This window comes from Vibrio syngnathi (assembly GCF_002119525.1).
Lineage (GTDB): Bacteria > Pseudomonadota > Gammaproteobacteria > Enterobacterales > Vibrionaceae > Vibrio > Vibrio syngnathi.
Genome location: NZ_CP017916.1, coordinates 2,479,806 through 2,504,415, shown reverse-complemented (window position 1 = coordinate 2,504,415; position 24,610 = coordinate 2,479,806). Strand labels below are relative to the sequence as shown.

The following is a 24,610-nucleotide window of genomic DNA, read 5'->3' as shown; positions in this document are numbered from 1 at the left end:
TCAGTGCCTTCTCTAGTCCCACATCTTGCTTTGCTGCTTATAATTAAACGATAAGACCAATGATTTGTTAATTTAATGGTTATAAATAGCGTATTTGTTGTAAAAATTAGAGAATTGCTTATTTATTAGTTGTACCTATCATTGCTTTTTATTACTGTACTTCTCAACTAGTTCACTGATTTTTGTGCGGGCGATATGGATCAACAATCTTCCTCTTCAAGAGAGCACTTTAGCTCTCGTTTGGGTTTTATTTTAGCAGCGGCGGGTGCTGCGGTTGGCTTGGGTAATATTTGGGGCTTCCCAACCCAAGTTGCCAGTAATGGCGGTGGTGCTTTTCTCTTAGTCTATTTGATTATGATCTTCGTAGTCGCTTTCCCAATGCTGGTGGTTGAGATGGCTATTGGTCGACATGGCCAAGCAAACCCTGTCGATAGCATGCGTTCTTTGACTACAAACCCGCTAGGCAAGAAAGTCGGTGAATTTGTCGGTTGGATTGGGTTGAGCGTTCCAAGTGCAGTGCTAGCGTTTTATAGCATTGTCGGTGGTTGGTTGATCTGCTTTCTCATTGGTGCTGTCACTGACCTGATTGGTCTAGAGGCTGCTGCTGATTGGTTTAAAGGCTTCAGTGTTGAGCGCAATGTTTTTGGTACCGTCGCATTTTATGTGCTGACTATCTTGATTGTTCAGGGCGGTGTTAAGCAGGGGATCGAGAAATGGTCGACCCGTTTGATGCCTGCGCTATTTGTGTTATTTGGCTTATTGTTTGTTTACATCATGACGCAATCTGGCGCGATGGAAGGCCTAAAGCACTACCTAGTTCCAGACTTTGAGAAAGTGTGGGATAGAAAACTGATTTTGGCAGCTATGGGGCAAGGCTTCTTCTCGCTCACCATTGGTGGTTGCTCGATGTTGGTTTATGGCTCTTACTTAAGTAAGAAAGAGAACCTGCCAAAAATGGCAATGAACGTTACCTTAGTTGATACCGCGGTTGCTTTTATTGCGGGTTTAGTCGTGATGCCTGCCATGTTTGTTGCGATGCAAAAAGGCGTTCAAATCTACGCAGAAGATGGCTCACTATTGAGCTCTGACACTCTTGTATTTACGGTTCTGCCGTTGATGTTTGATAGCTTAGGTATGCTTGGTCAGATTTTCGCAATTGTGTTCTTCTTATTGCTAACTATTGCTGCACTTACTTCGTCGATTTCAATGTTGGAAGCCCCTGTCGCTCTTGTTAGTGAGCGTTTCAAGACCAGACGAACGCCAACAAGTTGGGTGATTGGTGGTGTTATCGCGTTGTTCAGTGTGGTGATTGTTTACAACTTTGCCGCTATGTTTGGCATGGTTGCGATGATAGCAACTCAGTACCTTCAACCCGTCGCTGCACTGATGTTCTGTGTGTTTGGTGGTTGGGTATGGAGCCGAGCTTCAAAAATTAGAGAGCTTGAACAAGGTTGTCCTGATTTTCAACTTGGTTGGTTTGGTAAGGTTTGGCCAATGTATGTGAAGTTCGTGTGCCCAATCCTAGTTGCAACGGTTATCTGGGCTTCATTTGGATACTAGATCAATTAGCGTCTAGATCATTTAGCGTTTAGAATAATTAGCGTTTAGAACATTAGATTTCAGTTCAAGACCACTCTCAATGAGTGGTTTTTTTTACGTTTTACTTATGAACAATTGAGCTCTTCAGTTTCTTACTCTAGATAAATTCTGCTCGATTAAGATCAATCCAATCTCGCTTAAGAAGTGGCTTCATAGCGGATATCTTGCAGATTAAATCCAAGATCAATGTCGGTTTTGAGTGCAGAAACGAGCTTACAGACACGTGCCGATTCAATGTGTTCATCAAACTTCTTACGGTATTTTTTCGGTAGGTCTTCTGCTTGATATGCAGTTTCGATATCCGGGTAGGTCGTTAATATCTCTTTGGCTGCTTTTGGCCCGACACCAGGAATTCCGGGGACTTGGCTAGAGCTGACGCCTGTTAATCCCCAGTAATCCGCTAGCTGTTCAGGTTTTACGCCGAACTCTGCTTCGATAAAGGGTTTATCTAACCAACGGTGCTGGAAATAATCACGGATTTGTAGCGTTGGTGACAACAGTTGGCAGTAGCCTTTATCTGTAGAAATGATAGTCACTGTTTCACCATGGTCAGCTACTTTTTTAGCGAGTGTTGCGACCAGATCATCCGCTTCATCGCCATCAGAGAGCAGTGAATCAATCCCTAGTTCCCACCAAGCCTGTTGGATAGCATCAAGCCCTTTCATGAGTGGCTCAGGCATAGGTTTTCGGTTCTGCTTATAGGCAGGAAGAACTTCCGCGCGCCAGCCTCGATCTTGTAAATGATGATCAAATACCGCGATGATATGAGTGGGTTTGGATTCGTTTAAGATGCGGTTAAGTGTGCGAGCCGTTGTGGTAATGGTTCTTGCAATATCGGTTGGATCCGGCTGAACGGAGTGCACGCGTCGGATGAGGTTCAAGGCATCGATAATAACAAGATGGATAGACATAAGTTTCCACTAAATAGGCAATAAAAAAGGGGCTGCTAGCCCCTTATAGTAACGTATCACTTGGTGAGTTGAAACGTTGGTGACGTAAACGTCATGACTTGTTTAGCTTTACGCTTATCACCGGTTATCAATCACTTGCCGTTGTTAGCTACTAGGCATAATTTTATAGCAAGGAACGTAGTCAGTGCCGCCCGGCAGCTTCATTCGATGTTGTTCAACAAAGTCATTAAGCAGTTGGTCCATTTTGTTCATCAGCTCTTTGTCGCCATCAATCAGGAACGGGCCGTGTTTCTCTATCTCTAGAATACCTTCGGCTTTGACGTTACCTGCCACAATTCCTGAGAAAGCTTTACGCAGATTAGCCGCAAGGCTTTCTGTTTTCTGATCCATATGCAGATCGAGCGCCGCCATAGACTCATGTGTCGGGTCGAAGGGCAGTTGGAACTCAGGTTCAATATGCAGTGACCAGTTGTAGCTGTAGGCATCGCCAGTCTCTTTACGGTGAGAGCGTACATCTGGCATTGCTTGCTTCATGATTTTCGCAGCGCGTGCTGGGTCATCAATCACGATCTCATAGTGTTTCTGTGCTTCTTCACCCAAGGTTTCGCCGATGAATTTATCGATAGAACGGAAGTAAGCTTCACTCTCTTTTGAACCTGTCAACACAATCGGCATTGGTTGGTCGACGTTATTTGGGTGCATCATGATCCCTAAGATATACAGCAGCTCTTCGGCCGTACCAGGACCGCCAGGGAAAATAATGATGCCATGCGCCATACGAACAAACGCCTCAAGACGCTTCTCGATATCAGGCATGATCACCAGTTCGTTGACGATCGGGTTTGGTGGCTCAGCCGCAATGATCGAAGGTTCAGTAAGCCCCAAGTAACGATGATCTGTATAACGCTGCTTAGCGTGACCAATTGCCGCGCCTTTCATCGGGCCTTCCATTGCGCCCGGTCCACAACCGGTACAGATGTTCAGCTCTCGCAGACCCAATTCGTTACCCACTTCACGAGTGTATTGGTATTCAGTGGCATTAATTGAGTGCCCACCCCAGCACACTATCAGGTTAGGTTCGATGCCGGGCGTAAGCGCGCCTGCGTTTCTCAAAATGCCGAACACAAGGTTAGTAATATGAGTGGCATTAGTTAGGTTGAGTCTCTGGTTGTCTGCAAGGTGCATGTTGACGTAGACAATGTCACGCAGCACTGAAAATAGGTGCTCTTGAATACCCTTGATGATTTCACCGTCGACAAAGGCATGCTCTGGTGGATTGCTCAATTCGAGCTTGATACCACGCTCACGACGCACAACCTCAACATCAAACGATTGATATTTATCGAGCAGCTCTTTGGAGTTGTCGGTGTGGCTACCTGAGTTTAGTACCGCCAGCGTACAGTTACGATACAGTTGGTACAGATCACTAGACGCGGTTTTCTTAAGACGCTCAACTTCAAGTTGAGAGAGTAAATCCATGCTACCGGCAGGGCTGATATGAGTGATCATAATGCCTCCTTGTTGAAAAGAGCAGGGGACGTTGAAGTGACCCTCTGGCTCGAGAGTGAGAAGCAAACGTTGAAAGTGTTTGGTTAAAGGCGAGATAGTTAACCAGACGAAACGGTTACGACAGTATTGCTTAATGGCTTTTATAGCATTGCTCTGATATTTAAATACAGCATTGCTTGCCAACAATGCTTGTTAAGCGAATGTTAATCATTAGTTTAGCAAACATTGAGGGATATGGTATGTGATAAGTATTTGAAAAAATGAAATAAATTGAATTTAGGGCGGTCTTAGTCCCAAACAAGTTGGTTGTTACCACGCTGTTTGGCTTTGTTTAGTGTTTTATTGAGTCGTTCTAATACTTCTTCAGGTGTGTCTGATTCTTTAAACTGAGTACTTGCCGCGCACAAGGTAATTGTGATTTGTTGGTCACGGAATTTAAAAGGTAAGCGGCTTACTTGATTCTGGATGCTTTGAGTCGCCTGATGGCAATATTCATCGCTTTGCTCGGGGAGTAGCAAGATGAACTCTTCACCAGAAAAGCGAGCGACAGTATCGGTAGTACCAATTTCTTTGGTGATGGCTCTTGCTATGATCTTGAGTGCCTTGTCACCAGCGGTATAACCAAAGCTATCATTAATTGCTTTGAAGTTATCGATATCTAGCAGCACGACTCTTAGTGAGTGTTGTGCGCGAATCCAGCGACGATATTCTAACTCTAAACGATCGGTGAAGGCGGTACGGTTGTAGATCTTAGTCAGAGGGTCAAGCAGCATACGCTGAGCCTGATCTTCTAGGCGCTTACGGTAATCTTGGGTGACTTCATAGAGAGAATCTAACTGGTTTTTTCCGTAGTTCATTCTTTCTATTAGAGCTTGTTCTTTCTGCTCTGCGTGATTCAGTCTTTCTGAAAGAGAGGCAATTTCACTGAGCAGCGGGTTTATCGAAAGCTTTAAGTTATCAATGTCCGTTGCTTTATCAACAGAGTTTTGGCTCTTAGTAACAAGTTCATTCAACTCAGAGTTAAGGCCTTGGCGGTGCTCAAAGTAGCTTTGGCTCTGGTCGGCATTTTGGTCTGCTGTTTTGATACTAGAAGCGAGCGAGGAATTGAGTTGTTCGATAAATTGTTCAGACTGCTTACGCTCTAGGCTCGTGCCATCAAGCACCAGTTTGAGGATCTGAAGTGCGAGCTCAAGTAGGTTTTGTGTTGAAACACCAAGTAGTAGCTTCGCTCGAATATCGGTAAGCAAATCACCAGATTCACCCTCGAAATCGAGCTCAGTGATCAGATGCTGTAATTCGTTTGATAGGTCGGAAAGGAGTTCTTGTTCCGGAGAATGCGTAGCGTCGGCAAAATGAGTGCGTGAATTATTCGCCATAATCTTAATGGCACGCTCATAAATACCGAGAAGTTTCATAGCATGGTCGATTTTCTGACTGCCATTGCATTCGGAGAAGCTAAGTAAGTTTCGTAGGTCGCGTTTAAGCTGCGCTGGAAGGCCAGTTATGCGCTGCAGCGTTTCCCCACTGTGCTTAATGCTATCGTCTAGATATCCATTCTGTTTATCCATAGCCAACGTTTTCTGCTTAAGCATCCTTTCTAATACAGCCAGCTTTGGGATCATTGAGCTAATATCTTTTTGTTTTTCTAGCTCTTCCCTAAGGGCAATGAGATTTTCATCTAAACGAGTGTTGCTGCCAACACATGCATCACTTAAAGATGTAACGATACGCTTGAGAACTTTTTGTTCTCGAATAAATTTGAACGAGGTATCTCTTTGCGTCAAGCGGACTTGATCCAACTGATATTTTAGCTGGTGGAGTTGTGCCTGAATGTCTTTTTCAAGAATGCCCATAGATATATTAAATAGCGCCGCGTAGATCGTACTCGATCGTTTAGATGAAATTTCGTGACCTTGATAATAACAAAACTAAAAATAAGGTCACGAGCTACGACGTTTAACAGCTCGTAAATCAGTCATCTTTTAGCATTTTTTTGATATTGTCCTCATTCTGATGAGATGATTGTATCTTTATTAACCCTTGATTAATCGCATGTTTACAAGCTTCTCTTATGTTACCTGTTGCAAGACTCGCCGCTGGTGCATTATCTATGGCTTTAAGGTAAACCCATTGGCTACTGCGCTCTTTGAGACTGATTTCTCGTGCCAGATTGGTTGACATCAATAGTACATCGAGCAGCTCTTGATCGTTAATTGCGGTGTAAGCGCGTGGCAAGAACGGGTAGTCAGCGATGCCCATGCGGACGGTTCGGTTAATGTTTCGCTCTGGTTCGAAGTGATTAACCCAAGATTGAATCTTTTTGAACATAGCCTCAGGCGATAGATCACGGTCAGCATTTGGTTCGATATAAAGTAAGTTCGCATCGGAGAAGTGATAGACGCGTGCCGGACCTTCAAGCTTAGATTTAAGGAACTCGCCGAAAGCATCTTCGAGTTCTAAACCTGCTTTATAACCGTTCTGAGTGTACATATTACGTAGGAACGGCAAATCAATCATCACAAAACGTAAGCGGTCGTTGAGCGGTTCATGAATCAGCTCACCAAGTTGCCATTGTTCAAAATTTTGGCTGGTTTGTTCTAATGAATTTGATAGCTTCGCGTTTAGCATCCTTAGATTTGGAAGCTTTGAACGTGAGTGCGTAAATAGGTCGGTACGCAGTGAATCCATTTCCGTGACTAATGTCTGAATGATGTAGCCTCGGCGTAGCACAAAGAAGAATAAGACAATGCTGAACAAAAATAAGGCGAACGATATTTTCTGGAACTTATGGTGCTCAAGTTTGTATTTCTCTAATTCTTGTTCTTGACCTACATAGTGGAGCGTTTGCTCGGCAAACTCTTTTTGTTGGCGGAATGCGTCTTCACCAACACGGTTGAGTTTTTGTTGTTCTAAAGAGACAAGGATATTGTATTGCTTGAGGTTTGCTAACGCTTGTTGTGGACGCCCTGCTTGCTCATAACCTAAAGAGAGCAATTGGTAGGCGTGTTGCGACAGGCGTGTGTTTTCTACCTGACGTGAAATCTCGAGCGCACGTGTCGCATGCTTAATTACATCTTCGCTTTCTTGTAGGTGGTATGCCAAACCTGCGGATAAGAGTGCCGCGCGACCTTCCAACTTAGGTATGTCGGAATACTCTAGAAGTTCAAGGGCTCGTGCTAGGTATTGTTCAGCTAAAGGGTAGTTATAAAGTCGTAAGTAAGTTGCGGATAAACTTAAACGAATATCAATGACTTGGTGGATGTCTCGGTCGGTACTCTCATGGTCAAGGACATTGAAAAAGTGCACGAGGGCAAGGTTGTATTTTCCTTGAAAGAAGTACACATCACCCATTTTCTTGAGCACTTGTGCTAAGACGGGGGAGCTTTCAAAGTTATCATAAAAATCAGCGGCTTGAGATAGGTGTTCTAGTGCTTTATCTAATACTTGGCGTTCAAAGAAAAGTTGCGCAAGCAGGCTATTTACTTTAGCCAAGCGTGCACTCAGGTTACCTTCAACGGATTTCCAGTAGCCGTACAATAACTCAGACAGTGCATGGTTGTACTCTTTATGAGTCAGATAAAACTCGCCAACCGCGATGTGATAGTCGATGACGACTTTTTCCGAGTAACGCTGTTCTAGGTAGGTTTTTGCTTCTTTATAGAGCTTTTCAGCATCTCCTACGTTGTTGTTATAAGAGGCAACCTCTGCTTTTAACATGATCAAACGATAGGTAATCCCTTCCGTCAGGCGTAGGGTTTTGTTGACCGACTCAAGGTTTACTTCGATTTTCTCTAATTCAGATTCTGCTTGGGCAGATTTTCTGTCCGTAAGCCAAAGTAACCTAACTTTAAGTATTTCCAGATCTAACTTTAGATACTCAAGCTTATAGGTTTTTGCTAGCTCAGAGGCTTTGTCGATGTGCTGAATCGCAATACGAATGTTGCCTAGATTAAACTCTGCTTTCGCTAAGATCTTATACGCATCGATACTGCTGTTCGGGGTTCTAATCGAAGAGTCGGCCTCTTCACGAGAAATAGCTGACGGGCTCTTTTCGCGTTGATCTGAAAGGATACGTAGCGTTAGGTAGCTGTTGGCCATTCGTTTTGCTTGGCTCGGTTCTATCTCAACCAAGTTATTGGCTTCATTGAGGAGTGCCGACGAATAGATCGACGCATTAACCGATGTGCTTAAGCTTAAAATGAATAGACTAACAACGTATAACCAACGCATTTCAATGTCCTTTTAAAGATGAGGTAGGTTCCAATAGGTGTGTGTATCGAGCCTATTATTGGCGAGCCATACGCCTGTTGTGGCTTGGTCTATCTTGTTCTGTTGAACGGTATGGATTGATATCCAGACCACCACGGCGCGTGTAACGTGCAAACACGGTGAGTTTCGATGGCGCGCAGTATTTCATGATGTCAGTGAAGATACGCTCAACACACTGTTCGTGGAATTCATTATGCTCACGGAAAGAAACCAAATAGCGTAGCAGAGCTTCACGGTCAATTTGCTTACCGCAATATGCGATCTCTACGCTGCCCCAATCTGGTTGATTGGTGATCAAGCAGTTCGACTTTAATAAGTGACTATGCAGAGTTTCTTCTACTTCTTGATCTCCAGCCGCATCTTCAAGTAGTGACGCTTCAAAATCATAGCTGGTGATTTGGATATCTTGGTTGTCGATACAGTCACCTTCCATCGTCACGATAGGTTGGTTCGTGTAGTCGGTTACTGAGTTTACATTCACAACCACAGGTTCGCCTGCACATGCAGACAAATCTTGGGTCAGGCGCTCAGTGACTTGCTCCCAGTTTTCGAACTGAGTTTGGTTGTAGCTGTTCAGGTACAGCTTGAAAGATTTTGACTCAATCAAATTTTGGCTGGTTGCCGGAATGAACACTTCACCAACTGCCACTTGTGGTAAGCCATTGGCGTTTAGCCACGAAAGCTCGTACATCGTCCAAATATCATGACCAACAAAAGGCAGCTCTCCGTTTAGCGCAAGATCATCGCGATTAAGGCTACGAGGTACTGGCTGCAATAAACTTGCATCGTATTGGTTAGAGTACTCAGTTTTTTGGCCAAGGGTTAAACCCGCTAGCTCTTTTGCGTCAGAATATTTGCTCATACTTTCGTTTCAAATTCGATTAGAATGGGGTCGATTTTACTGAATCCCCATTACCCTGTCATTAAGTCATCGCTTAATCGGCACGGAAAGAGCTCGGATTCTATTTATTATTTTGTGTTTAGGAGATTTTCATGACTCAACGCGCTCAAGACGCACTACTTTCTTTCAGTCAGCGATACGTTGACGCGTGGCAGCAGCAACACCAAAGCTTACCTCGTAATGAGGAGCTGGTGGACATCGTATCACCATGCGTAGAAGAAAAGAGTGGCGACGCCGTGTTGTGGAAGCACTATCCACGTGAGCAATTCGCGGATTTCACGAACGTTGAAACCGGAATTGAATTGACTCTGCACGAAGACATCAAAACTTTCTACGGCGCACAATTCAGCGCAGATATGAACGCGACCTTCGATGGTAACGAACTGACTCTGTTACAGATTTGGAGTGATGAAGACTTCGAATGCCTACAAGAAAACATTTTAGGTCACTTAGTCACTCAGCGTCGTTTAAAGCTAAAACCAACGGTTTTCATTGCCGCGACTGATGCTGAACTGGATGTTATCTCTATCTGTAACCTAACGGGTAACGTGATCCTAGAGCGCTTAGGTACCAAAAATCGTGATGTACTAGCCGAGACATTGGCAGAATTTTTAGAAAAGCTACAACCAGCGGTATAAATAGATGTACGTACTAGAACTTCAATTTGAGTGTTTTGATAACACAACGGTAAGCGCTGTCGACAAGGCGGTTAATGGCTTGATGGATGCACTTCGTTATAATGGACAAGTGTTAGGTCGTGAGTTTCCAATCGTGATGGGCGACGGTGAATTCTATGTTCGCGTAGTGTGCCCTGAGCAAGATAGTTTACACCCACGTAATCACTCAGACTTCGTCAAAGTCTGTTTCGAGCGCTTATCTGCGGCGAGTTTATTAGCGCCTAAGATGCGTCTGCTTGGCCGAGATCTTAATTCCGAAGAAGTAGCCGAAGATGAAACGCCAAGTTGGCAGGTGTTATACACGACATTTGTTCATACCTGTTCACCACTGCGTAGTGGCGATAGCTTGTTACCGATCCCACTATATCGTAACCCGCCGACATTCAATGGCGATCATAAAGCCGTACTGAAATGGCAGACCGAATGGCAAGCCTGTGATGAAGTACAAATGGGCGGTGGTTGCCGTGCTGAACATGCAACGTTGACCGAGATCAGTGATACCAAAAGCGTACTGTTCAAACGCGGTTGGGGTTTAAGAGGGCGCATTGAATTTCTGACTAAGATTCCAACTTACTACTACTTATATCGTGTCGGTGGGATCAGCCTGAAAGCTGAAAAAGAGCGTAAATGCCCGCAATGTGGTGGTGAATGGCTGCTTGATGCACCAATCCACGATATTTTCTATTTCAAGTGTGATGATTGCCGATTGGTGTCAAATATCTCTTGGGATCACCTCAAGTAATCGACTTCATTTCGATTAACCCTGAGAAGCTTTATTTTCTAGCAAACCTTCATCATTAAAAAAGGGGCTGACATTGAGTCAGCCCCTTTCGGTATCTATAAGGTACTATTTTAGCTGATTACCAACCTTTAACTACGCCACCTTGGAATATGTCAGAAGCTGCGTTGTATACTTCTTCAGTTTGGTATGCTTTAACGAAGTTTTGTACGTTTTCTGCATTTAGATTGTCTTCTCGAGAAACGATTAGGTTCACGTATGGAGAATCTTTGTCTTCAACGAATACGCCGTCTTTTTGTGGAGTCAGGTTGATAGAGCTCGCGTAAGTAGTGTTGATGATAGATAAAGTTACATCATCAAGAGAACGTGGCAGTTGAGCTGCGTCTAGTTCAACAATCGTTAGGTTCTTAGGGTTACCAACGATGTCACGAACGGTAGCTAGAAGACCTGCACCTTCACGAAGTTCAAGTAGACCTTGCTGCTCAAGAAGCAGTAGAGAACGACCTAGGTTTGTTGGATCGTTTGGTACAGCAATACGAGCACCATCTTGGATTTCGTCTACCGATTTAACTTCTTTAGAGTAACCAGCAATAGGGTAAACAAAAGTGTTACCAGCGATCGTTAGTTTGTAGCCACGGTCAGCAACTTGCTGATCTAGGTACGGCGTGTGTTGGAATGCATTGATGTCGATAGAACCATCATCTAGCGCTGCGTTAGGTGTTACATAATCCGTAAAAGTGACCAGTTCAACATCTAGGCCGTATTGCTCTTTCGCGACTTTAGCTGCGACTTCAGCAACTTGTGCTTCTGCACCTGCCATTACGCCAACTTTGATCTTAGAAGTATCGACTTCTTTATCACCACAACCTGCTAGTACTAGCGCTGAAGCTGCTGCTGCAATAGTAAGTAAACCTTTAAGGTTAAATTTCATAATAATCTCCTTTTAATAAATCTATTTAATTTGGTTCAGACGACTTTGATTTTGGTCTGTAAGTCGTTATCTGTGGTCAACGCGGCGAACTAATGAATCACCGATTGATTGAATAATTTGTACCAGCACAATCAACATGACGACGGTCACAGCCATAATAATCACATCGTAGCGGTGAAATCCGTAACGAATCGCGACATCACCTAGGCCACCACCACCCACAGTTCCGGCCATTGCCGAGTAACTCACAAGAGTCACTAGCGTAATTGTCACTGAGTTGATGATAGTCGGCAGTGCTTCAGGAAGCAGAACCTTATTGATGATTTGTGTTGGTGTTGCGCCCATTGACTGAGCTGCTTCCACTAGACCTGTTGGTACTTCAAGTAGTGCACTCTCGATAAGTCGAGCCACGAATGGGATTGCTCCAATGGTGAGTGGAACAATCGCTGCGGTTGTACCGATGAAGGTGCCGATCAGCATTTTAGTGAGAGGGATGATCGCTACCATCAGTACTAAGAAAGGCACTGAACGGCCCACGTTCACAACGGCACCAAGAATCTTGTTTAGTTTGGTGTTCTCTAACAGACCACCTTTTTTAGTGGTGTGTAGAATCACGCCTAATGGAATACCGACAGCGAAACCAACGATGCCAGCAACAGCAACCATGTAAAGCGTTTCGCCAGTTGCTTCGAGTAGAAGGTTGCCGTTAAGGCTGATCCAGTCAGCAATCTCGTTGAAACTAAAGGACATAACCAAGCACCTCTACTTTTACATTGTTGTCGCGTAGGAATTGGATAGCAGCATTATCATCTGCTTCATTACCGAACAGCTCAGCGACCATCATGCCGAACTTCACGCCGCCGGCGTAATCGAGGTCAGAGCTTAAGATGCTGACATCGATATTGAATTTACGAGCAATTTGCGTCATCAGTGGAGCATCAACGGTTGCACCAGTAAACTCAAGACGCACTAATGGGTAGCTACTGTTAACACGAGTCTCTTGCAAACGCGCTTGATAATCTTCAGGGATAGATAGGTCTAGCGTTGAGCGAATAAACTGATGTGCTAGCTCTGTCTTAGGGTGTGCGAAGATGTCGCCAACTGTGCCTTTCTCTACTAGCTCGCCACCGCCAATGATCGCGACTTCGTGACAAATGCTTTTCACTACGTCCATCTCGTGCGTAATAAGTAGGATCGTGATGTGTAGCTTGCGGTTGATTTCACGTAGCAGCTCAAGAATAGATTGAGTCGTTGCTGGATCCAGAGCACTGGTCGCTTCATCACACAGTAGTACTTTCGGGTCTGAAGCTAGCGCACGAGCAATAGCGACACGCTGCTTTTGACCGCCACTTAAGTTCGCAGGGTAGGTATCACGCTTATCCGATAGGCCGACAAGCTCAAGTAGCTCACTCACTTTCGCTTCAATCGCAGCTTTATCTCTACCAGCAAGCTCTAAAGGCAGTGCTACGTTGTTAAATACAGTACGAGAAGACAGCAGATTGAAGTGTTGGAATATCATGCCGATGTTACGGCGTGCTTCGCTAAGTTCTGATTTGCTGAGTTTTGTTAGGTCGATACCGTCAACAATCACCTCACCTGACGTTGGAGCTTCCAACATGTTTACACAACGAATAAGGGTACTTTTGCCTGCACCTGAAGAGCCGATGACTCCAAAGATTTGACCTTGAGGAATGTGGAGGTTGATATCAATTAAGGCATTGATTTCTTTAGTGCCTTGATAGAAAACCTTGTTGACTTGATTCACTTTAATCATAGAGAAACCCGTGCAGGTAGAACAGAATAATATATTGATGACTCACTCGATTTACAGATGATGCTATGGTGTTCTATGATCTAAGTCAATAGATATTTTTACGTCTAGACGGCTAAACGCGAGTTGCGAAGTTAAACTAGAAACAAATCGTTAACGAACGCAAAACTAAATAGATAGTGATGAAGCAAATAAAGCGTGTAATAATTAATGATTAATAGAGAGTTGATAGAGAACTGAATTTTGTCTAAACCTGCTGTTTTTTTAGATCGTGATGGTGTGATTAACGTTGATCACGGCTACGTACATGATGAACATGACTTTGAATACATCGATGGTGTGTTTGAAGCGGCGAAAGCGTTTAAAGATATGGGTTATTTATTGGTGTTAGTGACCAACCAATCTGGTATTGCTCGCGGCATGTTTAGTGAAGACCGTTTTCTTTCTCTAACGCAGTGGATGGATTGGAACTTTGTTGATAACGGCGTTGAGCTAGATGGTATTTATTACTGCCCGCACCACGCTGAGCACGGTGTTGGTGACTACAAACAAGATTGTGAATGTCGTAAACCAAAGCCAGGCATGTTCATTTCTGCGCGTGACTTTCTGAAGATTGATATGGCTAACTCGGTCATGATCGGCGATAAAGCTGAAGACATGATGGCTGCAGAGGCGGCGGGTGTTGGCACTAAAGTACTGGTAAGAACTGGTAAGCCAATCACTGAAAAAGGTGAAGCGCTTGCAAGTGTCGTGCTTGACAGTATTAAAGATGTACCAGCATTCTTAAAAGGTTAAGAGACTAAGTCTCTTTCACTTAGATATAAGTGTTATTCACAATATAAAGATGAGGAACGCAGTATGAAAGCATTGTTGATAGCATCTCTATGTACTGTAGCGTTATTCGGATGCTCTAAATCAGCAGCTCCTGAGACTAAGAGCGCAGTATCGGACGATCAATTCGTGACTTATCAATGTGAGTCCGATGTTTCATTTAAGGTCGCTTATCTTGGTAATGAAAAAGCGGTATTGCGTTTACCTGAAAATGAATATCGCCTAACGCAAATCGCAGCCGGTTCAGGTACGAAATACATCCTAGATGATGGTACTTCTGAATTGGTTAACAGCGTCACTTTACATACGAAAGGCGACAACGCTCGTCTAGAACTTGGTCGTGTTATCTATAAAAACTGCCGAAAGTAGGTCATAGTTAACGACTAGGTTTTACAAACAGTTAAGTGAGGGGGGTCACCCTCACTTTTTCTTTTTCTTCCCTTTAACGTCAGACTTCTTATGAGCAAAAAACTTACTATTCTCGATATTGCTAAGCTGTCCGGTGTTGGTAAGTCTACCGTATCTCGCGTTTTGACCAATGATCCAAAAGTGAAACCTGAAACCCGTGAAAGGGTGGAAAGAGTAATTCAAGAATCAGGGTATACACCTTCAAAGTCTGCACAATCTATGCGCGGTGGCAGCCAAAAAGTCATCGGTGTGATCATCTCTCGTCTGGACTCTCCCTCTGAAAACAAAGCCGTTAGCACTATGCTGACTGAGTTGTATCGAGCGGATTACGATGTGGTGATCATGGAAAGCCAACTTGATAGAGATAAAGCCAATGAGCACCTTCAGGTTCTTAAACGTCGCAATGTTGATGGCATCATTGTGTTTGGCTTTACTGACTGTGATATCCCTGCGATCGAAGCGTGGGAACACAAAGCGGTTGTGATTGCTCTGGATACCGAGAACGTGACGTCGATTAACTATGATAACCAGCAGGTGATCAACAGTGCATTGGCGCATCTGTCGGATCAGGGGATCTCTGATATTGGCTTTATCGGCGTTGATCCTAGCGATAAATCAACCGGTGAGCTGCGTCTTAAGGCTTATATCGATTGGTGCGAAAGCACTGGAGTGATTGCGAACTATCGCACTGGTCAGCTTCATCATGAAAGCGCTTATCAGCTGGTGGATGAGGTACTGACTCCGACCACTCAAGCACTTGTTTGTGCCAGCGACACATTGGCTCTTGGTGTCATCAAACGTCTACAAGAGCTACAACGTGAAGATGTGGTCGTCACGGGCGTTGGTGGTAATGATCTTCTCTCTTTCTTGTTCCCGCGAGTATTTAGCATTGATCCTGGATATCAATCTGCGGGTAAATTGGCCGCTAATCTATTGATCTCTCAGCTTTTAGGCAATGCAGAGATCTCTCATCACACTCAATCTCCTATTCTATAATCCACTCAGTTAAGCGAAATTGAACCGCTTAGATTAAAATTAGAGTGTGATCTCTTTCAATTAATGGGACTGTTCCCATTTTAATTTATCATTCACGTGGGCATTATAATAACTGTGATTGGGAATGTTCCCATTAATCTAAATCCGAGTAGTTATCGCTGCATGGTTTAGATGAGTAATTGAATGAAACCAGGGTGGGGTAGTATGAGTAAGATAGCGAAGCAAGACGTTGCGCGTCTTATCGAGTTAGTCGGTGGCAAAGAAAATATTGCGAGTGTCAGCCATTGTCTAACTCGACTGCGTTTTGTATTGAACGATACGGAACAAGCGAACAAAGCAGAATTAGAGAAGCTTAAGCTGGTAAAAGGCTGCTTTACTAACGCAGGTCAATTCCAAGTGGTTATTGGCACCGAGGTTGATGAGGTGTACGCACTTCTGATTGAGCAAACCGGTAAAGATGCATCATCAAAAGATGAGGCGAAACTGGCGGCTCGCCAAAATATGAACTTCCTTGAGCGTGGTATCTCCCATTTAGCCGAAATTTTCGTACCACTGCTGCCAGCCATCATTACTGGTGGTTTGATTCTTGGTTTTCGCAATGTGATTGGCGACATTCGCATGTTCGACGGCAAAACCTTAGTTGAAATCAGTCAATTCTGGGCAACCGTTCACTCATTCTTATGGTTGATCGGCGAAGCTATTTTCTTCTTCCTACCGGTTGGTGTGTGTTGGGCAACGGTTAAGAAGCTCGGCGGAACGCCTATTTTGGGTATTACGCTTGGTGTGACCTTAGTTTCTCCACAGTTGATGAACGCTTACATGATAGGTAAATCGGTACCTGAGGTGTGGGATTTTGGCTTGTTCGTGATTGAGAAAGTCGGTTATCAAGCCCAGGTGATCCCTGCGATGTTAGCGGGTGTGGCTTTGGCGTTCATTGAAACTAACCTTAAGCGCATTGTCCCAGCTTACTTGTACCTAGTGGTAGTGCCATTTGTTTCGATCATCTTGTCTGTGATTCTAGCGCACGCTTTCATTGGCCCATTCGGTCGTATGTTAGGCGATGGTGTGGCATTCGCGGCTAAAGTGGCAATGACTGGTGACTTCGCCATTCTTGGGTCAGTAGTATTTGGCTTCTTATACGCACCTTTGGTTATCACAGGTATTCACCACACAACCAACGCTGTGGACTTACAACTGATGCAAGACTTAGGTGGCACACCAATCTGGCCTTTGATTGCGCTATCAAACATTGCACAAGCATCTGCTGTAGTTGGCATTATTATTTTGAGTAAGCGTGAAGGCGAGCGAGACATCTCAGTACCAGCTGCAATCTCAGCCTACCTAGGTGTGACGGAACCAGCGATGTACGGCATCAACCTTAAATACAAATTCCCAATGCTGAGCGCAATGATCGGCAGTGCCGCAGCGGCTGCAATCTGTGGTAGCGCAGGTGTGATGGCGAATGGTATCGGTGTTGGTGGCTTGCCGGGTATCTTATCGATTCAACCTCAATATTGGTCGATTTACTTAGTCGCGATGCTGGTGGCGGTTGCACTGCCGATAACGCTGACATTGTTCTTCTATAAACGAGCACAGATGAAAGGCGAGCTAGAAACCGCCAACGCGTAATGCATTTAATAAGCGATGACTTCAAGTAAGTCATCGCTCTTTCTCTTATTTATAGCTTTTTCTTTTAGTTATAACGGCTATTCGACCATGATTCACATGGTGATTTTTATTTTATATTTTCTGGTAAGTGAGTGTTAGAGATGGCGATGACTGAACATGATGAAAGCTGGTGGAAAACCGCAACCATCTATCAAATCTACCCAAAGAGCTTTTGTGACAGTGGCAGTAAAGGTACTGGCGATATCAAAGGGATCATTTCGAAACTGGATTACCTCAAAAACTTGAGCGTGGATGCGATTTGGCTAACCCCGGTTTACGCATCTCCTATGATCGATAATGGCTACGATATTTCAGACTACTACGCGATTAATCCTCAATTCGGCACTATGGAAGACTTCGACTTATTGCTGTCTGAAGCGCACCAACGTGGCATTCGCATCGTGATGGATATCGTGGTAAACCACACTTCGACAGAGCATGCATGGTTTCAATCTGCTTTGGGCGACAAAAACAGCCCGTACCGCGATTATTACATCTGGAAAGATCCAGTAGGTGGCCAAGCACCAACGAACTGGCAGTCTAAGTTCGGTGGTAATGCATGGGAATTAGATGAGGCGACTGGACAATACTTCCTACACTTATTCGCCAAAGAACAAGCTGACCTCAACTGGGAGAATCCGGTTGTACGTGAAGAAGTGAAAGATGTTATTAGCTTCTGGGCTGAGAAGGGTGTCGATGGTTTCCGTTTAGATGTAATCAACCTGATTTCAAAGCAGCAAGATTTCCCGAATGATGATATTGGTGATGGTCGGCGTTTCTATACCGATGGCCCACGTGTGCACGAATATTTAAAAGAGATCAGCGAAGCGGTATTCCAGAAATACGGTAGCGTGACCGTCGGCGAGATGTCTTCAACGACACTAGAGCATTGTCAGCAGTATTCAAACGTTGATAACAGCGAGCTATCGATGGTGTTTAACTTCCACCACCTTAAGGTTGATTACACCAATGGTGAGAAGTGGACCAATGCACCATTTGATTTCTTACAGCTCAAGTCGATCTTCAATCATTGGCAAACCGGTTTGAACGGCAAAGGGTGGGGCGCACTGTTTTGGTGTAACCATGACCAACCAAGAGTCGTGAGCCGCTTAGGTAACGATCAAAAATATCGTGTTGAGTCGGCTAAAATGTTGGCTGCTTCTGTGCACATGATGCAAGGCACACCGTATATCTATCAAGGTGAAGAGATTGGCATGACCAACCCTGGTTATACTGAAATTAGCCAGTATCGTGATGTCGAGAGTACTAATATGTACGACATCATGGTTAACCGTGATGGTGTGGCTCATCAAGATATGATGGCGATCTTAGCGCAGAAATCTCGTGATAACTCTCGTACGCCAATGCAATGGGACGGTGAAACTTACGCAGGATTTTCACGAGCTCAGCCATGGCTTGATGTTGCGAATAACTACACTGAGATCAACGCAGAGCAAGCTCTGGAAGATAGAGACTCTGTTTTCTATTTCTACAAGAGTTTGATTGAGTTGCGTAAAGAAGTGCCAGTGATTACCCATGGTCGTTATCAAGATTTGCTGCCTGAGCACCCGTCGGTATTTGCGTATTCTCGCGAGAGTGAAAGCCAGACTTTGGTTTGTATTAACAACTATTATGGTAAAGAGGCTGAATGCGTTTTACCTGAACGTTTTGAGATGGCGAAGGCTAAGAGCTTGTTGTCTAATTATCAAGTAAGCGAGAGTTTAGTGGCGTCTCATCACCAAGTGCTGCGACCTTATGAGACGCGTATTCTCTTGATTGAAGATTAGCCTTGTTGCTATTTCAATAAACCTTATTCACAGTTCCCCCTAAAGATTTAGGTTTCAACAAAGGCTTTGGAGTGCCCCCAAAGCCTTTTTGTTTTAGTGATGTCTTGGTCATCGTGTTTTTGCTGGCATAGTTGAGAAGCTAAAGCAGCAGATATTAGCAACACAGAACAGGTAATAAGCGCTAAGACGCGTAATTCACCGAGTAACGAGTTGGCTTGTGATTCATTGCAAGCACTATATTTAGTACCGCAGTACCCAATACAGAAACGGCAATTACCCAAGGTGATACGAAGAAGCAAGACGCAAACAGAATACAAGCATCAATGCACATCTGAGTTTTTCCTACTGAGATACCGTAGCGGTCTTGGATAAACAAACACAGTACGTTGAAGCCACCCAAGCTCGAGCGATGACGGAATAGGATAAGCATACCTAAGCCCATTAACAGGCCACCAGCAACAGCACAGTAGATCTCGTTATGAACTTCTAGCGAGATCACTAAGTATAAATGATCAGCAAATACCGAGACTAAAGCGCCAGCAATTGCACTGCTAATGGCAAAGCTACGACCAAATCGTTTCCAAGCTAATAAATAGAATGGACAGTTGGCAACAAAGTACAAAATACCAAAGGTTACAGGTAAGAATTGACTCAAAAGCAGAGCCAAGCCAGTAGTACCACCGGTAAGCAGATTTGCTGACTGTAAAAAGAAGACGCCTAACGCCACTAAAAACGTGCCAGTAAGAATGGCTACCCAATCTTCTTTACGTGAGTGTTTTTCCATCGTTTTTATAATTACCTAACCAATAAAGGCGTGCATAGTAGAGAAAAACCTTAGCTTTCGGTAGCTTGAGGTGCAAAATTAAGGTAAACCTATGTAATCTGCGTTTTACAGGGTGTAAAGCGTAAAATTGACAGTAAGCGTCATCTTTGGTTGGATAAGCTCAATAACCATGATGAATCTTATTTGTGATTATGAAAAAACTGCATGATAAAATTGCAATTAGCTCTTTATGACCTAGATCAAATTATGTAGAATGCGTCACATCAAAACGGTGACGGAAACGTTTGCTTTCGGTCATTGTGTGGTTTTTTTGAAACTTTCAGTACAATCTGAGTCAGGAGATACAGATGCTTAAGCGTGACATGAACATTGCTGATTACGATGCGGACCTATTCGCAGCTATCCAAGAAGAAACTCTTCGTCAGGAAGAGCACATCGAACTTATCGCTTCAGAAAACTACACAAGCCCACGTGTAATGGAAGCTCAAGGTTCTCAACTTACAAACAAATACGCTGAAGGCTACCCTGGTAAGCGTTACTACGGTGGTTGTGAGTTCGTAGATAAAGTTGAAACTCTAGCAATCGAACGTGCATGTGAACTGTTTGGCGCTCAATACGCGAACGTACAACCTCACTCAGGTTCTCAAGCAAACAACGCTGTATACATGGCACTACTGAATGCTGGCGATACTGTTCTAGGTATGAGCCTAGCGCACGGTGGTCACCTAACTCACGGTTCTCCGGTAAACTTCTCTGGTAAGCTTTACAACATTATCCCTTACGGTATCGATGAAGCAGGTCAAATCGATTACGAAGAGATGGAAGCGCTAGCTATCGAGCACAAACCTAAGATGATCATCGGTGGTTTCTCAGCTTACTCTCAAGTTTGTGATTGGGCGCGCATGCGTGAAATCGCTGACAAAGTAGGTGCTTACTTCTTCGTAGATATGGCGCACGTTGCGGGTCTAATCGCTGCAGGTGTTTACCCTAACCCAGTTCCACACGCTCACGTTGTTACAACAACAACGCACAAAACGCTTGCTGGTCCTCGTGGTGGTCTTATCCTTTCTAACGAAGGCGAAGATCTTTACAAGAAGCTGAACTCAGCAGTATTCCCAGGCGGTCAAGGTGGCCCTCTAATGCACGTTATCGCTGGTAAAGCAGTAGCGTTCAAAGAAGCTCTAGAACCAGAGTTCAAAGAATACCAAGCTCGCGTAGTGGCTAACGCAAAAGCAATGGTTGCTGAATTCTTAGCACGCGGTTACAACATCGTTTCAGGTTCTACAGAGAACCACCTGTTCCTAGTTGATCTAATCGACAAAGACATCACAGGTAAAGAAGCAGATGCAGCACTAGGTTCAGCTAACATCACAGTTAACAAGAACTCAGTACCAAACGATCCACGTAGCCCGTTCGTTACTTCTGGTATCCGTATCGGTTCTCCTTCTATCACTCGTCGCGGTTTCTCAGAAGCAGACGCGAAAGAGCTAGCAGGTTGGATGTGTGACATCCTAGATAACATGGGTGATGAGTCTGTTATCGAAGCAACTAAAGCGAAAGTGTTAGAAATCTGTAAGCGTCTACCTGTTTACGCTTAATTTTTCTGCGTAGTAATTTGAACTTCGTTGTCGAGCATGCTCACTTACATCCGTAAGCTCCGCGTGCTCTCCTAGAATTTCAAACGACTACTTTGAAAATTGATTTAAAAGGTCCCTTTTGGGACCTTTTTTGTATCTGTAGGCATGAGAGTTAGGTTATACCAATCCGGAAAATTAACTGATCAGGTTTATCCAATCCCTTCTGCTCATTTTTGTGACACGATCTTTGCACTCAAGAAATTCATTCCAAGCGCGACAAACCTTGGAAACAATGTCGTTATAATCCGTGAAACTTTGATTCGCTAGATAATGTTGTCGCAACCAACTCCAAACTTGCTCTATAGGGTTAAGCTCTGGCGAGTAGGGAGGAAGCTTAATAGTACTGACGTTATTAAATTCTCTCGCAATATCATCGGTATGCCAGCCTGCACCATCCATTATAACGACAGCATGACGTCCTTTTTCTGTAGCCTTAGATATCTGCTCTAAGTGATTTGTCATTATGTCCTTGTTAACCCAAGGAACCACTATGGCTTCGCCAATTCCTCTTTCAGGGCATACCGAACCAAACAAATAAGCGTATTCAAATTGCTGTTGTTTTACCACGCGAGGCCTCGTTCCACGAGTCGCCCAAAGACGTGTCGTTGTGTTCTGCTGACCAAACCTAGCTTCATCTTGAAACCAGACATCAACACTCTCTAGCCCGATATGGCCGGGGATCTTAAGGATCGTTTCTATTTTGAATTTTTTTAAAATCGTCTTGGATTTGCTGTGATTGTTTAGGGTGTTTGGAGCGAGAAGTTATCCAAGAGAAGCCCATGTGGTCGAGGAGATAATAGATAGAATTAGGGTGGTAGTATTTATCAAAGTTTTTCACGATGTAATCATGTATATCGCTCCCGACAAGGCGCCCGCCTGAAGGGGACTCTGCTTCTTTCTTAATGAATGCACTGAGTTGTTTTCGTTGTTCTGCATTGAGGTATGCAGGTCTGCCTGTGCGAGGTTTTTCTTGAAGCCCTTCCAATCCTTCTTCAAGAAATACTTGAACCCATTTGTTTACACTAGTTCGACTGACTTTAAGGTATTTGGCAATTTGAGTGCGCGAGTGACCTTCTTTGAAGTGGGCTAGTGCTAGCAAGCGAACCTTCATTTGAATGGTTTTTTGTTGGCTTGCTAGCTTTTTAAAATCAGTATTATTAAGGCTATCCATGACGATTTTCTGTAAGAGTTCGACGGCCTTAATTAGATCACATTTTTACTTTAATTGGTATTATCTACAGATACAGAAAGGCAGGTACTAAAAAGGGTTGATGCTTTCACATCAACCCTTTTGTACTTTATCGCTTTCTTGTGTCGCTTCTACTTTTTGATGCTAAGTAGGGTGCCTGACTTACATTTGAAAGAGTAGTAGTGACGGCTTTCGTTGAATTTACCTAAACCTTCGCCATCACAATAGTCGATGTTGATATCGCGCATAATTTCTAGCGTATCTTCACTGTTTAAGGCAAATTTAGAGCCGTCAGAGCAGACGATACGTACTCTTTCATCATGGCTTACAGAGTAGATATCGACTTCAGTATTACACAGCTCAAAAGAGGCTTCACGGAAGTTGTCTTGCTGAGTATTTGAAGCGCAACCTGCGGTAAATACGGCTGCGATAACGGCTAAAAGTCCGAGTCTTTTCATTGTTAGTCCTTCGATATCATCGAATTTGGTGATGAGTTTTATATGTTGTTTGGAGTAGCCTATACAACAACACGCTTTGATTCAAGGCGCGTTGACTGACTCTAGGATATAAAAGTATAGGTGCAAACAGATAATTTCTAATAAGTTTATTGGTCTTGGCCTATTACGTACCTCAAACAAAAAAGACCAACACAGAGGTTGGTCTTTAAAATTAAGTGTGTTCTAAATGACTATCGAAACTGTTTGGCTTCCGGAAGGAATTCAAAACCAGCAGACGCAAGTTTTGCGGTCAATACAGCTTTGTCGATTTCATAGAAATTGACGACTCGATCTAAATCACCGCCGAAGTCGTCACGCAGCTTCATGTTGACGATGCTCATCAACATCACAGGATCCATCTTTTCAAAGTTCGCGAGGTTCATGTTAGTCCTCGAAATCTGAGATCAGTAGGTTCGCTGCGGCAAATGCAGCGCGCTCTCTTGCTTCTTTAGGAAAAGACTCATCTGCAGCAAGGTCGTTCAAGGTTTTTACCGCGCAGGTAATCGCTTTAGGGATATAGCCTTGGTCGCCACTGCCAATTTGAGAATACAGTTCACGCACCAAATCACAACAATCGTATACTTTCATTTTTATACCTAACCAAATGATAACTGCTCTCAATATACACATAGAGATAAGCAAAAACAAAGTGGATCTGACTAAGTTCAGAGTTAGTTTGTTCTTGCTCAATATCTCATTCTGTTGATGCTCAATGTATCACTTTGCTAGCTTGTTACTTAGTTTGATATTACTGCTTAGCGAGATATTTACGGATTAGCCTGATAATTACCGCTTAACCAGAGATTTGCTGTTCAAGTTGATAAGTAACTTCATCAGCAAGGTTGAGTTGCTTAGCTAACTCTTTGAGGTAAGCCTTCTCCATGAAGTTTTGCTCATCCGCTACAATCAAAGACGCTAGATAGATCTCACTCGCTTGTTGAGGTGAGGTCGCGAGCTGAGCAATTTCACTTGGATCGAGCGGTTTGTGCAGTTCTTCAGACACTAATTTGGTCAGTTGATAATCAGCGCCCATATTTTCGACCGCTTGCTCGATCTTTGCCATCTCCTCTTCATCGACATGACCATCGGCTTTGGATGCTGCAATCATCGATCTTAAGATCAGCAAGCTATGGTTTGAGTCGTTCTCATCAAATTGAGCTTGTTCGGCATTCGGTGTTTGGCCTTGTTTCGATTGGTAATCGTTGTAGACCTTATAAGCGAGTGCACCAAGTGCCGCTGCGCCACCAATGCCTGCTGCTTTTTTTCCCATTTTTTTGGTTTTCTTAGAGCCCATTAATGCACCTAAGAGCCCGCCGCCAACGGCGCCTGCACCGAAGGCTCCGAGCGTGCTTTTGTTGATATTCTTACCATTGCCGCCTTGAGTTAGGCCACTTAAACTTGAAGACCCTTGTGAAAGTTTCTGAGTGCCTTGTTTAACGAGATCTGATTTAAGTGCTTGGTTCAGTAAGCTTTTGATATCCATCGATAGCTCCATGTAAATGTGTC

The 24,610-nt window shown here is 43.9% G+C and carries 23 protein-coding genes; 9 read left to right on the top strand and 14 right to left on the bottom strand.

Annotated features, from left to right (window positions below):
- Window positions 1-195: 195 nt before the first annotated feature.
- A complete protein-coding gene (locus K08M4_RS11430) occupies window positions 196-1,560 on the top strand; it encodes a sodium-dependent transporter (protein WP_086049940.1) in 1,365 nt (454 codons plus the stop codon).
- 176 nt (window positions 1,561-1,736) lie between these two features.
- On the opposite strand, the gene xni is transcribed toward K08M4_RS11430, so the two are convergent.
- The 5 genes from xni to queF form a co-directional block, all read right to left on the bottom strand.
- On the bottom strand, window positions 1,737-2,510 hold the full coding sequence (gene xni / locus K08M4_RS11425) for a flap endonuclease Xni (RefSeq protein ID WP_086049939.1): 774 nt from the start codon (window positions 2,508-2,510) through the stop codon (window positions 1,737-1,739).
- 144 nt (window positions 2,511-2,654) lie between these two features.
- Window positions 2,655-4,019, bottom strand: coding sequence for a nucleotide 5'-monophosphate nucleosidase PpnN (gene ppnN, locus K08M4_RS11420; RefSeq protein WP_086049938.1), 1,365 nt, complete (start codon window positions 4,017-4,019; stop codon window positions 2,655-2,657).
- Between the two features lie 287 nt (window positions 4,020-4,306).
- The gene (locus K08M4_RS11415) at window positions 4,307-5,872 is read right to left on the bottom strand and encodes a sensor domain-containing diguanylate cyclase (protein ID WP_086049937.1); all 1,566 of its coding nucleotides are present in this window, start codon (window positions 5,870-5,872) and stop codon (window positions 4,307-4,309) included.
- Window positions 5,873-5,990: 118 nt separating this feature from the next.
- The gene (locus K08M4_RS11410) at window positions 5,991-8,249 is read right to left on the bottom strand and encodes a tetratricopeptide repeat protein (RefSeq protein ID WP_086049936.1); all 2,259 of its coding nucleotides are present in this window, start codon (window positions 8,247-8,249) and stop codon (window positions 5,991-5,993) included.
- A gap of 55 nt (window positions 8,250-8,304) precedes the next feature.
- Complete coding sequence (gene queF / locus K08M4_RS11405; protein WP_086049935.1) at window positions 8,305-9,150, bottom strand: NADPH-dependent 7-cyano-7-deazaguanine reductase QueF; 846 nt, start codon at window positions 9,148-9,150, stop codon at window positions 8,305-8,307.
- Window positions 9,151-9,281: 131 nt separating this feature from the next.
- Between queF and syd the strand changes: the two genes are divergently transcribed.
- Complete coding sequence (syd, locus tag K08M4_RS11400; protein ID WP_017089736.1) at window positions 9,282-9,827, top strand: SecY-interacting protein; 546 nt, start codon at window positions 9,282-9,284, stop codon at window positions 9,825-9,827.
- A gap of 4 nt (window positions 9,828-9,831) precedes the next feature.
- Window positions 9,832-10,608 (top strand): Zn-ribbon-containing protein, encoded by a 777-nt coding sequence (locus tag K08M4_RS11395; protein ID WP_017089735.1) that lies wholly within the window; start codon window positions 9,832-9,834, stop codon window positions 10,606-10,608.
- Between the two features lie 118 nt (window positions 10,609-10,726).
- Here the strand turns inward: K08M4_RS11395 and K08M4_RS11390 are convergent, their stop codons facing one another.
- The 3 genes from K08M4_RS11390 to metN all read right to left on the bottom strand — a co-directional run bounded on the left by K08M4_RS11390 (window position 10,727) and on the right by metN (window position 13,310).
- Complete coding sequence (locus K08M4_RS11390; protein ID WP_086049934.1) at window positions 10,727-11,536, bottom strand: MetQ/NlpA family lipoprotein; 810 nt, start codon at window positions 11,534-11,536, stop codon at window positions 10,727-10,729.
- Window positions 11,537-11,602: 66 nt separating this feature from the next.
- Window positions 11,603-12,286 (bottom strand): methionine ABC transporter permease, encoded by a 684-nt coding sequence (locus tag K08M4_RS11385; RefSeq protein WP_086049933.1) that lies wholly within the window; start codon window positions 12,284-12,286, stop codon window positions 11,603-11,605.
- The gene (metN, locus tag K08M4_RS11380) at window positions 12,276-13,310 is read right to left on the bottom strand and encodes a methionine ABC transporter ATP-binding protein MetN (RefSeq protein WP_017096798.1); all 1,035 of its coding nucleotides are present in this window, start codon (window positions 13,308-13,310) and stop codon (window positions 12,276-12,278) included. The genes K08M4_RS11385 and metN overlap by 11 nt, the downstream gene beginning before the upstream one ends.
- Before the next feature lie 240 nt (window positions 13,311-13,550).
- Between metN and gmhB the strand changes: the two genes are divergently transcribed.
- The 5 genes from gmhB to treC all read left to right on the top strand — a co-directional run bounded on the left by gmhB (window position 13,551) and on the right by treC (window position 18,997).
- The gene (gene gmhB, locus K08M4_RS11375) at window positions 13,551-14,102 is read left to right on the top strand and encodes a D-glycero-beta-D-manno-heptose 1,7-bisphosphate 7-phosphatase (RefSeq protein ID WP_012604624.1); all 552 of its coding nucleotides are present in this window, start codon (window positions 13,551-13,553) and stop codon (window positions 14,100-14,102) included.
- 63 nt (window positions 14,103-14,165) lie between these two features.
- Window positions 14,166-14,507 carry an MliC family protein gene (locus K08M4_RS11370; RefSeq protein ID WP_086049932.1) on the top strand — a complete coding sequence of 114 codons (342 nt, stop codon included), beginning with the start codon at window positions 14,166-14,168 and terminating at the stop codon, window positions 14,505-14,507.
- A 90-nt stretch (window positions 14,508-14,597) separates the two neighbouring features.
- A complete protein-coding gene (gene treR / locus K08M4_RS11365; RefSeq protein ID WP_086049931.1) occupies window positions 14,598-15,542 on the top strand; it encodes a trehalose operon repressor TreR in 945 nt (314 codons plus the stop codon).
- Window positions 15,543-15,746: 204 nt separating this feature from the next.
- The gene (treB, locus tag K08M4_RS11360) at window positions 15,747-17,171 is read left to right on the top strand and encodes a PTS trehalose transporter subunit IIBC (protein WP_086049930.1); all 1,425 of its coding nucleotides are present in this window, start codon (window positions 15,747-15,749) and stop codon (window positions 17,169-17,171) included.
- A gap of 140 nt (window positions 17,172-17,311) precedes the next feature.
- Window positions 17,312-18,997 carry an alpha,alpha-phosphotrehalase gene (treC, locus tag K08M4_RS11355; RefSeq protein ID WP_086049929.1) on the top strand — a complete coding sequence of 562 codons (1,686 nt, stop codon included), beginning with the start codon at window positions 17,312-17,314 and terminating at the stop codon, window positions 18,995-18,997.
- Window positions 18,998-19,178: 181 nt separating this feature from the next.
- Here treC and K08M4_RS11350 read toward each other — a convergent pair whose 3' ends face one another.
- The gene (locus tag K08M4_RS11350) at window positions 19,179-19,781 is read right to left on the bottom strand and encodes a YitT family protein (RefSeq protein ID WP_086049928.1); all 603 of its coding nucleotides are present in this window, start codon (window positions 19,779-19,781) and stop codon (window positions 19,179-19,181) included.
- 347 nt (window positions 19,782-20,128) lie between these two features.
- On the opposite strand from K08M4_RS11350, the gene glyA reads away from it, so the two are divergent.
- On the top strand, window positions 20,129-21,379 hold the full coding sequence (gene glyA, locus K08M4_RS11345; protein ID WP_017084166.1) for a serine hydroxymethyltransferase: 1,251 nt from the start codon (window positions 20,129-20,131) through the stop codon (window positions 21,377-21,379).
- 174 nt (window positions 21,380-21,553) lie between these two features.
- On the opposite strand, the gene K08M4_RS21985 is transcribed toward glyA, so the two are convergent.
- The 5 genes from K08M4_RS21985 to K08M4_RS11315 all read right to left on the bottom strand — a co-directional run bounded on the left by K08M4_RS21985 (window position 21,554) and on the right by K08M4_RS11315 (window position 24,587).
- Window positions 21,554-22,589, bottom strand: a protein-coding gene (locus K08M4_RS21985; RefSeq protein WP_157665725.1) for an IS630 family transposase whose coding sequence is annotated in 2 segments (ribosomal slippage) — window positions 21,554-22,129 and window positions 22,131-22,589 — 1,035 coding nt in all. Because the reading frame shifts where the segments join, the coding sequence is not laid out codon by codon here.
- Between the two features lie 149 nt (window positions 22,590-22,738).
- Window positions 22,739-23,065 (bottom strand): hypothetical protein, encoded by a 327-nt coding sequence (locus K08M4_RS11330; protein ID WP_009847438.1) that lies wholly within the window; start codon window positions 23,063-23,065, stop codon window positions 22,739-22,741.
- Window positions 23,066-23,295: 230 nt separating this feature from the next.
- The gene (locus K08M4_RS11325) at window positions 23,296-23,487 is read right to left on the bottom strand and encodes a DUF4250 domain-containing protein (RefSeq protein WP_086049927.1); all 192 of its coding nucleotides are present in this window, start codon (window positions 23,485-23,487) and stop codon (window positions 23,296-23,298) included.
- 1 nt (window position 23,488) lies between these two features.
- Entirely contained in the window at window positions 23,489-23,692 is a 204-nt protein-coding gene (locus tag K08M4_RS11320; protein ID WP_086049926.1) for a YaeP family protein, read from the bottom strand.
- A 205-nt stretch (window positions 23,693-23,897) separates the two neighbouring features.
- On the bottom strand, window positions 23,898-24,587 hold the full coding sequence (locus K08M4_RS11315; RefSeq protein ID WP_086049925.1) for a tellurite resistance TerB family protein: 690 nt from the start codon (window positions 24,585-24,587) through the stop codon (window positions 23,898-23,900).
- Between the last annotated feature and the right edge of the window lie 23 nt (window positions 24,588-24,610).

What these genes read in the sequence shown, in the direction of transcription:
- K08M4_RS11330 (WP_009847438.1), bottom strand. Translation starts at nt 23,065, where the DNA reads ATGAAAAGACTCGGACTTTTAGCCGTTATCGCAGCCGTATTTACCGCA.
- K08M4_RS11320 (WP_086049926.1), bottom strand. Translation starts at nt 23,692, where the DNA reads ATGAAAGTATACGATTGTTGTGATTTGGTGCGTGAACTGTATTCTCAA.
- K08M4_RS11315 (WP_086049925.1), bottom strand. Translation starts at nt 24,587, where the DNA reads ATGGATATCAAAAGCTTACTGAACCAAGCACTTAAATCAGATCTCGTT.
- treC (WP_086049929.1), top strand. Translation starts at nt 17,312, where the DNA reads ATGGCGATGACTGAACATGATGAAAGCTGGTGGAAAACCGCAACCATC.
- syd (WP_017089736.1), top strand. Translation starts at nt 9,282, where the DNA reads ATGACTCAACGCGCTCAAGACGCACTACTTTCTTTCAGTCAGCGATAC.
- glyA (WP_017084166.1), top strand. Translation starts at nt 20,129, where the DNA reads ATGCTTAAGCGTGACATGAACATTGCTGATTACGATGCGGACCTATTC.
- K08M4_RS11325 (WP_086049927.1), bottom strand. Translation starts at nt 23,487, where the DNA reads ATGAACCTCGCGAACTTTGAAAAGATGGATCCTGTGATGTTGATGAGC.
- K08M4_RS11350 (WP_086049928.1), bottom strand. Translation starts at nt 19,781, where the DNA reads ATGGAAAAACACTCACGTAAAGAAGATTGGGTAGCCATTCTTACTGGC.
- K08M4_RS11430 (WP_086049940.1), top strand. Translation starts at nt 196, where the DNA reads ATGGATCAACAATCTTCCTCTTCAAGAGAGCACTTTAGCTCTCGTTTG.
- K08M4_RS11390 (WP_086049934.1), bottom strand. Translation starts at nt 11,536, where the DNA reads ATGAAATTTAACCTTAAAGGTTTACTTACTATTGCAGCAGCAGCTTCA.
- K08M4_RS11395 (WP_017089735.1), top strand. Translation starts at nt 9,832, where the DNA reads ATGTACGTACTAGAACTTCAATTTGAGTGTTTTGATAACACAACGGTA.
- metN (WP_017096798.1), bottom strand. Translation starts at nt 13,310, where the DNA reads ATGATTAAAGTGAATCAAGTCAACAAGGTTTTCTATCAAGGCACTAAA.
- K08M4_RS11410 (WP_086049936.1), bottom strand. Translation starts at nt 8,249, where the DNA reads ATGCGTTGGTTATACGTTGTTAGTCTATTCATTTTAAGCTTAAGCACA.
- K08M4_RS11370 (WP_086049932.1), top strand. Translation starts at nt 14,166, where the DNA reads ATGAAAGCATTGTTGATAGCATCTCTATGTACTGTAGCGTTATTCGGA.
- ppnN (WP_086049938.1), bottom strand. Translation starts at nt 4,019, where the DNA reads ATGATCACTCATATCAGCCCTGCCGGTAGCATGGATTTACTCTCTCAA.
- treB (WP_086049930.1), top strand. Translation starts at nt 15,747, where the DNA reads ATGAGTAAGATAGCGAAGCAAGACGTTGCGCGTCTTATCGAGTTAGTC.
- xni (WP_086049939.1), bottom strand. Translation starts at nt 2,510, where the DNA reads ATGTCTATCCATCTTGTTATTATCGATGCCTTGAACCTCATCCGACGC.
- treR (WP_086049931.1), top strand. Translation starts at nt 14,598, where the DNA reads ATGAGCAAAAAACTTACTATTCTCGATATTGCTAAGCTGTCCGGTGTT.
- K08M4_RS11385 (WP_086049933.1), bottom strand. Translation starts at nt 12,286, where the DNA reads ATGTCCTTTAGTTTCAACGAGATTGCTGACTGGATCAGCCTTAACGGC.
- K08M4_RS11415 (WP_086049937.1), bottom strand. Translation starts at nt 5,872, where the DNA reads ATGGGCATTCTTGAAAAAGACATTCAGGCACAACTCCACCAGCTAAAA.
- queF (WP_086049935.1), bottom strand. Translation starts at nt 9,150, where the DNA reads ATGAGCAAATATTCTGACGCAAAAGAGCTAGCGGGTTTAACCCTTGGC.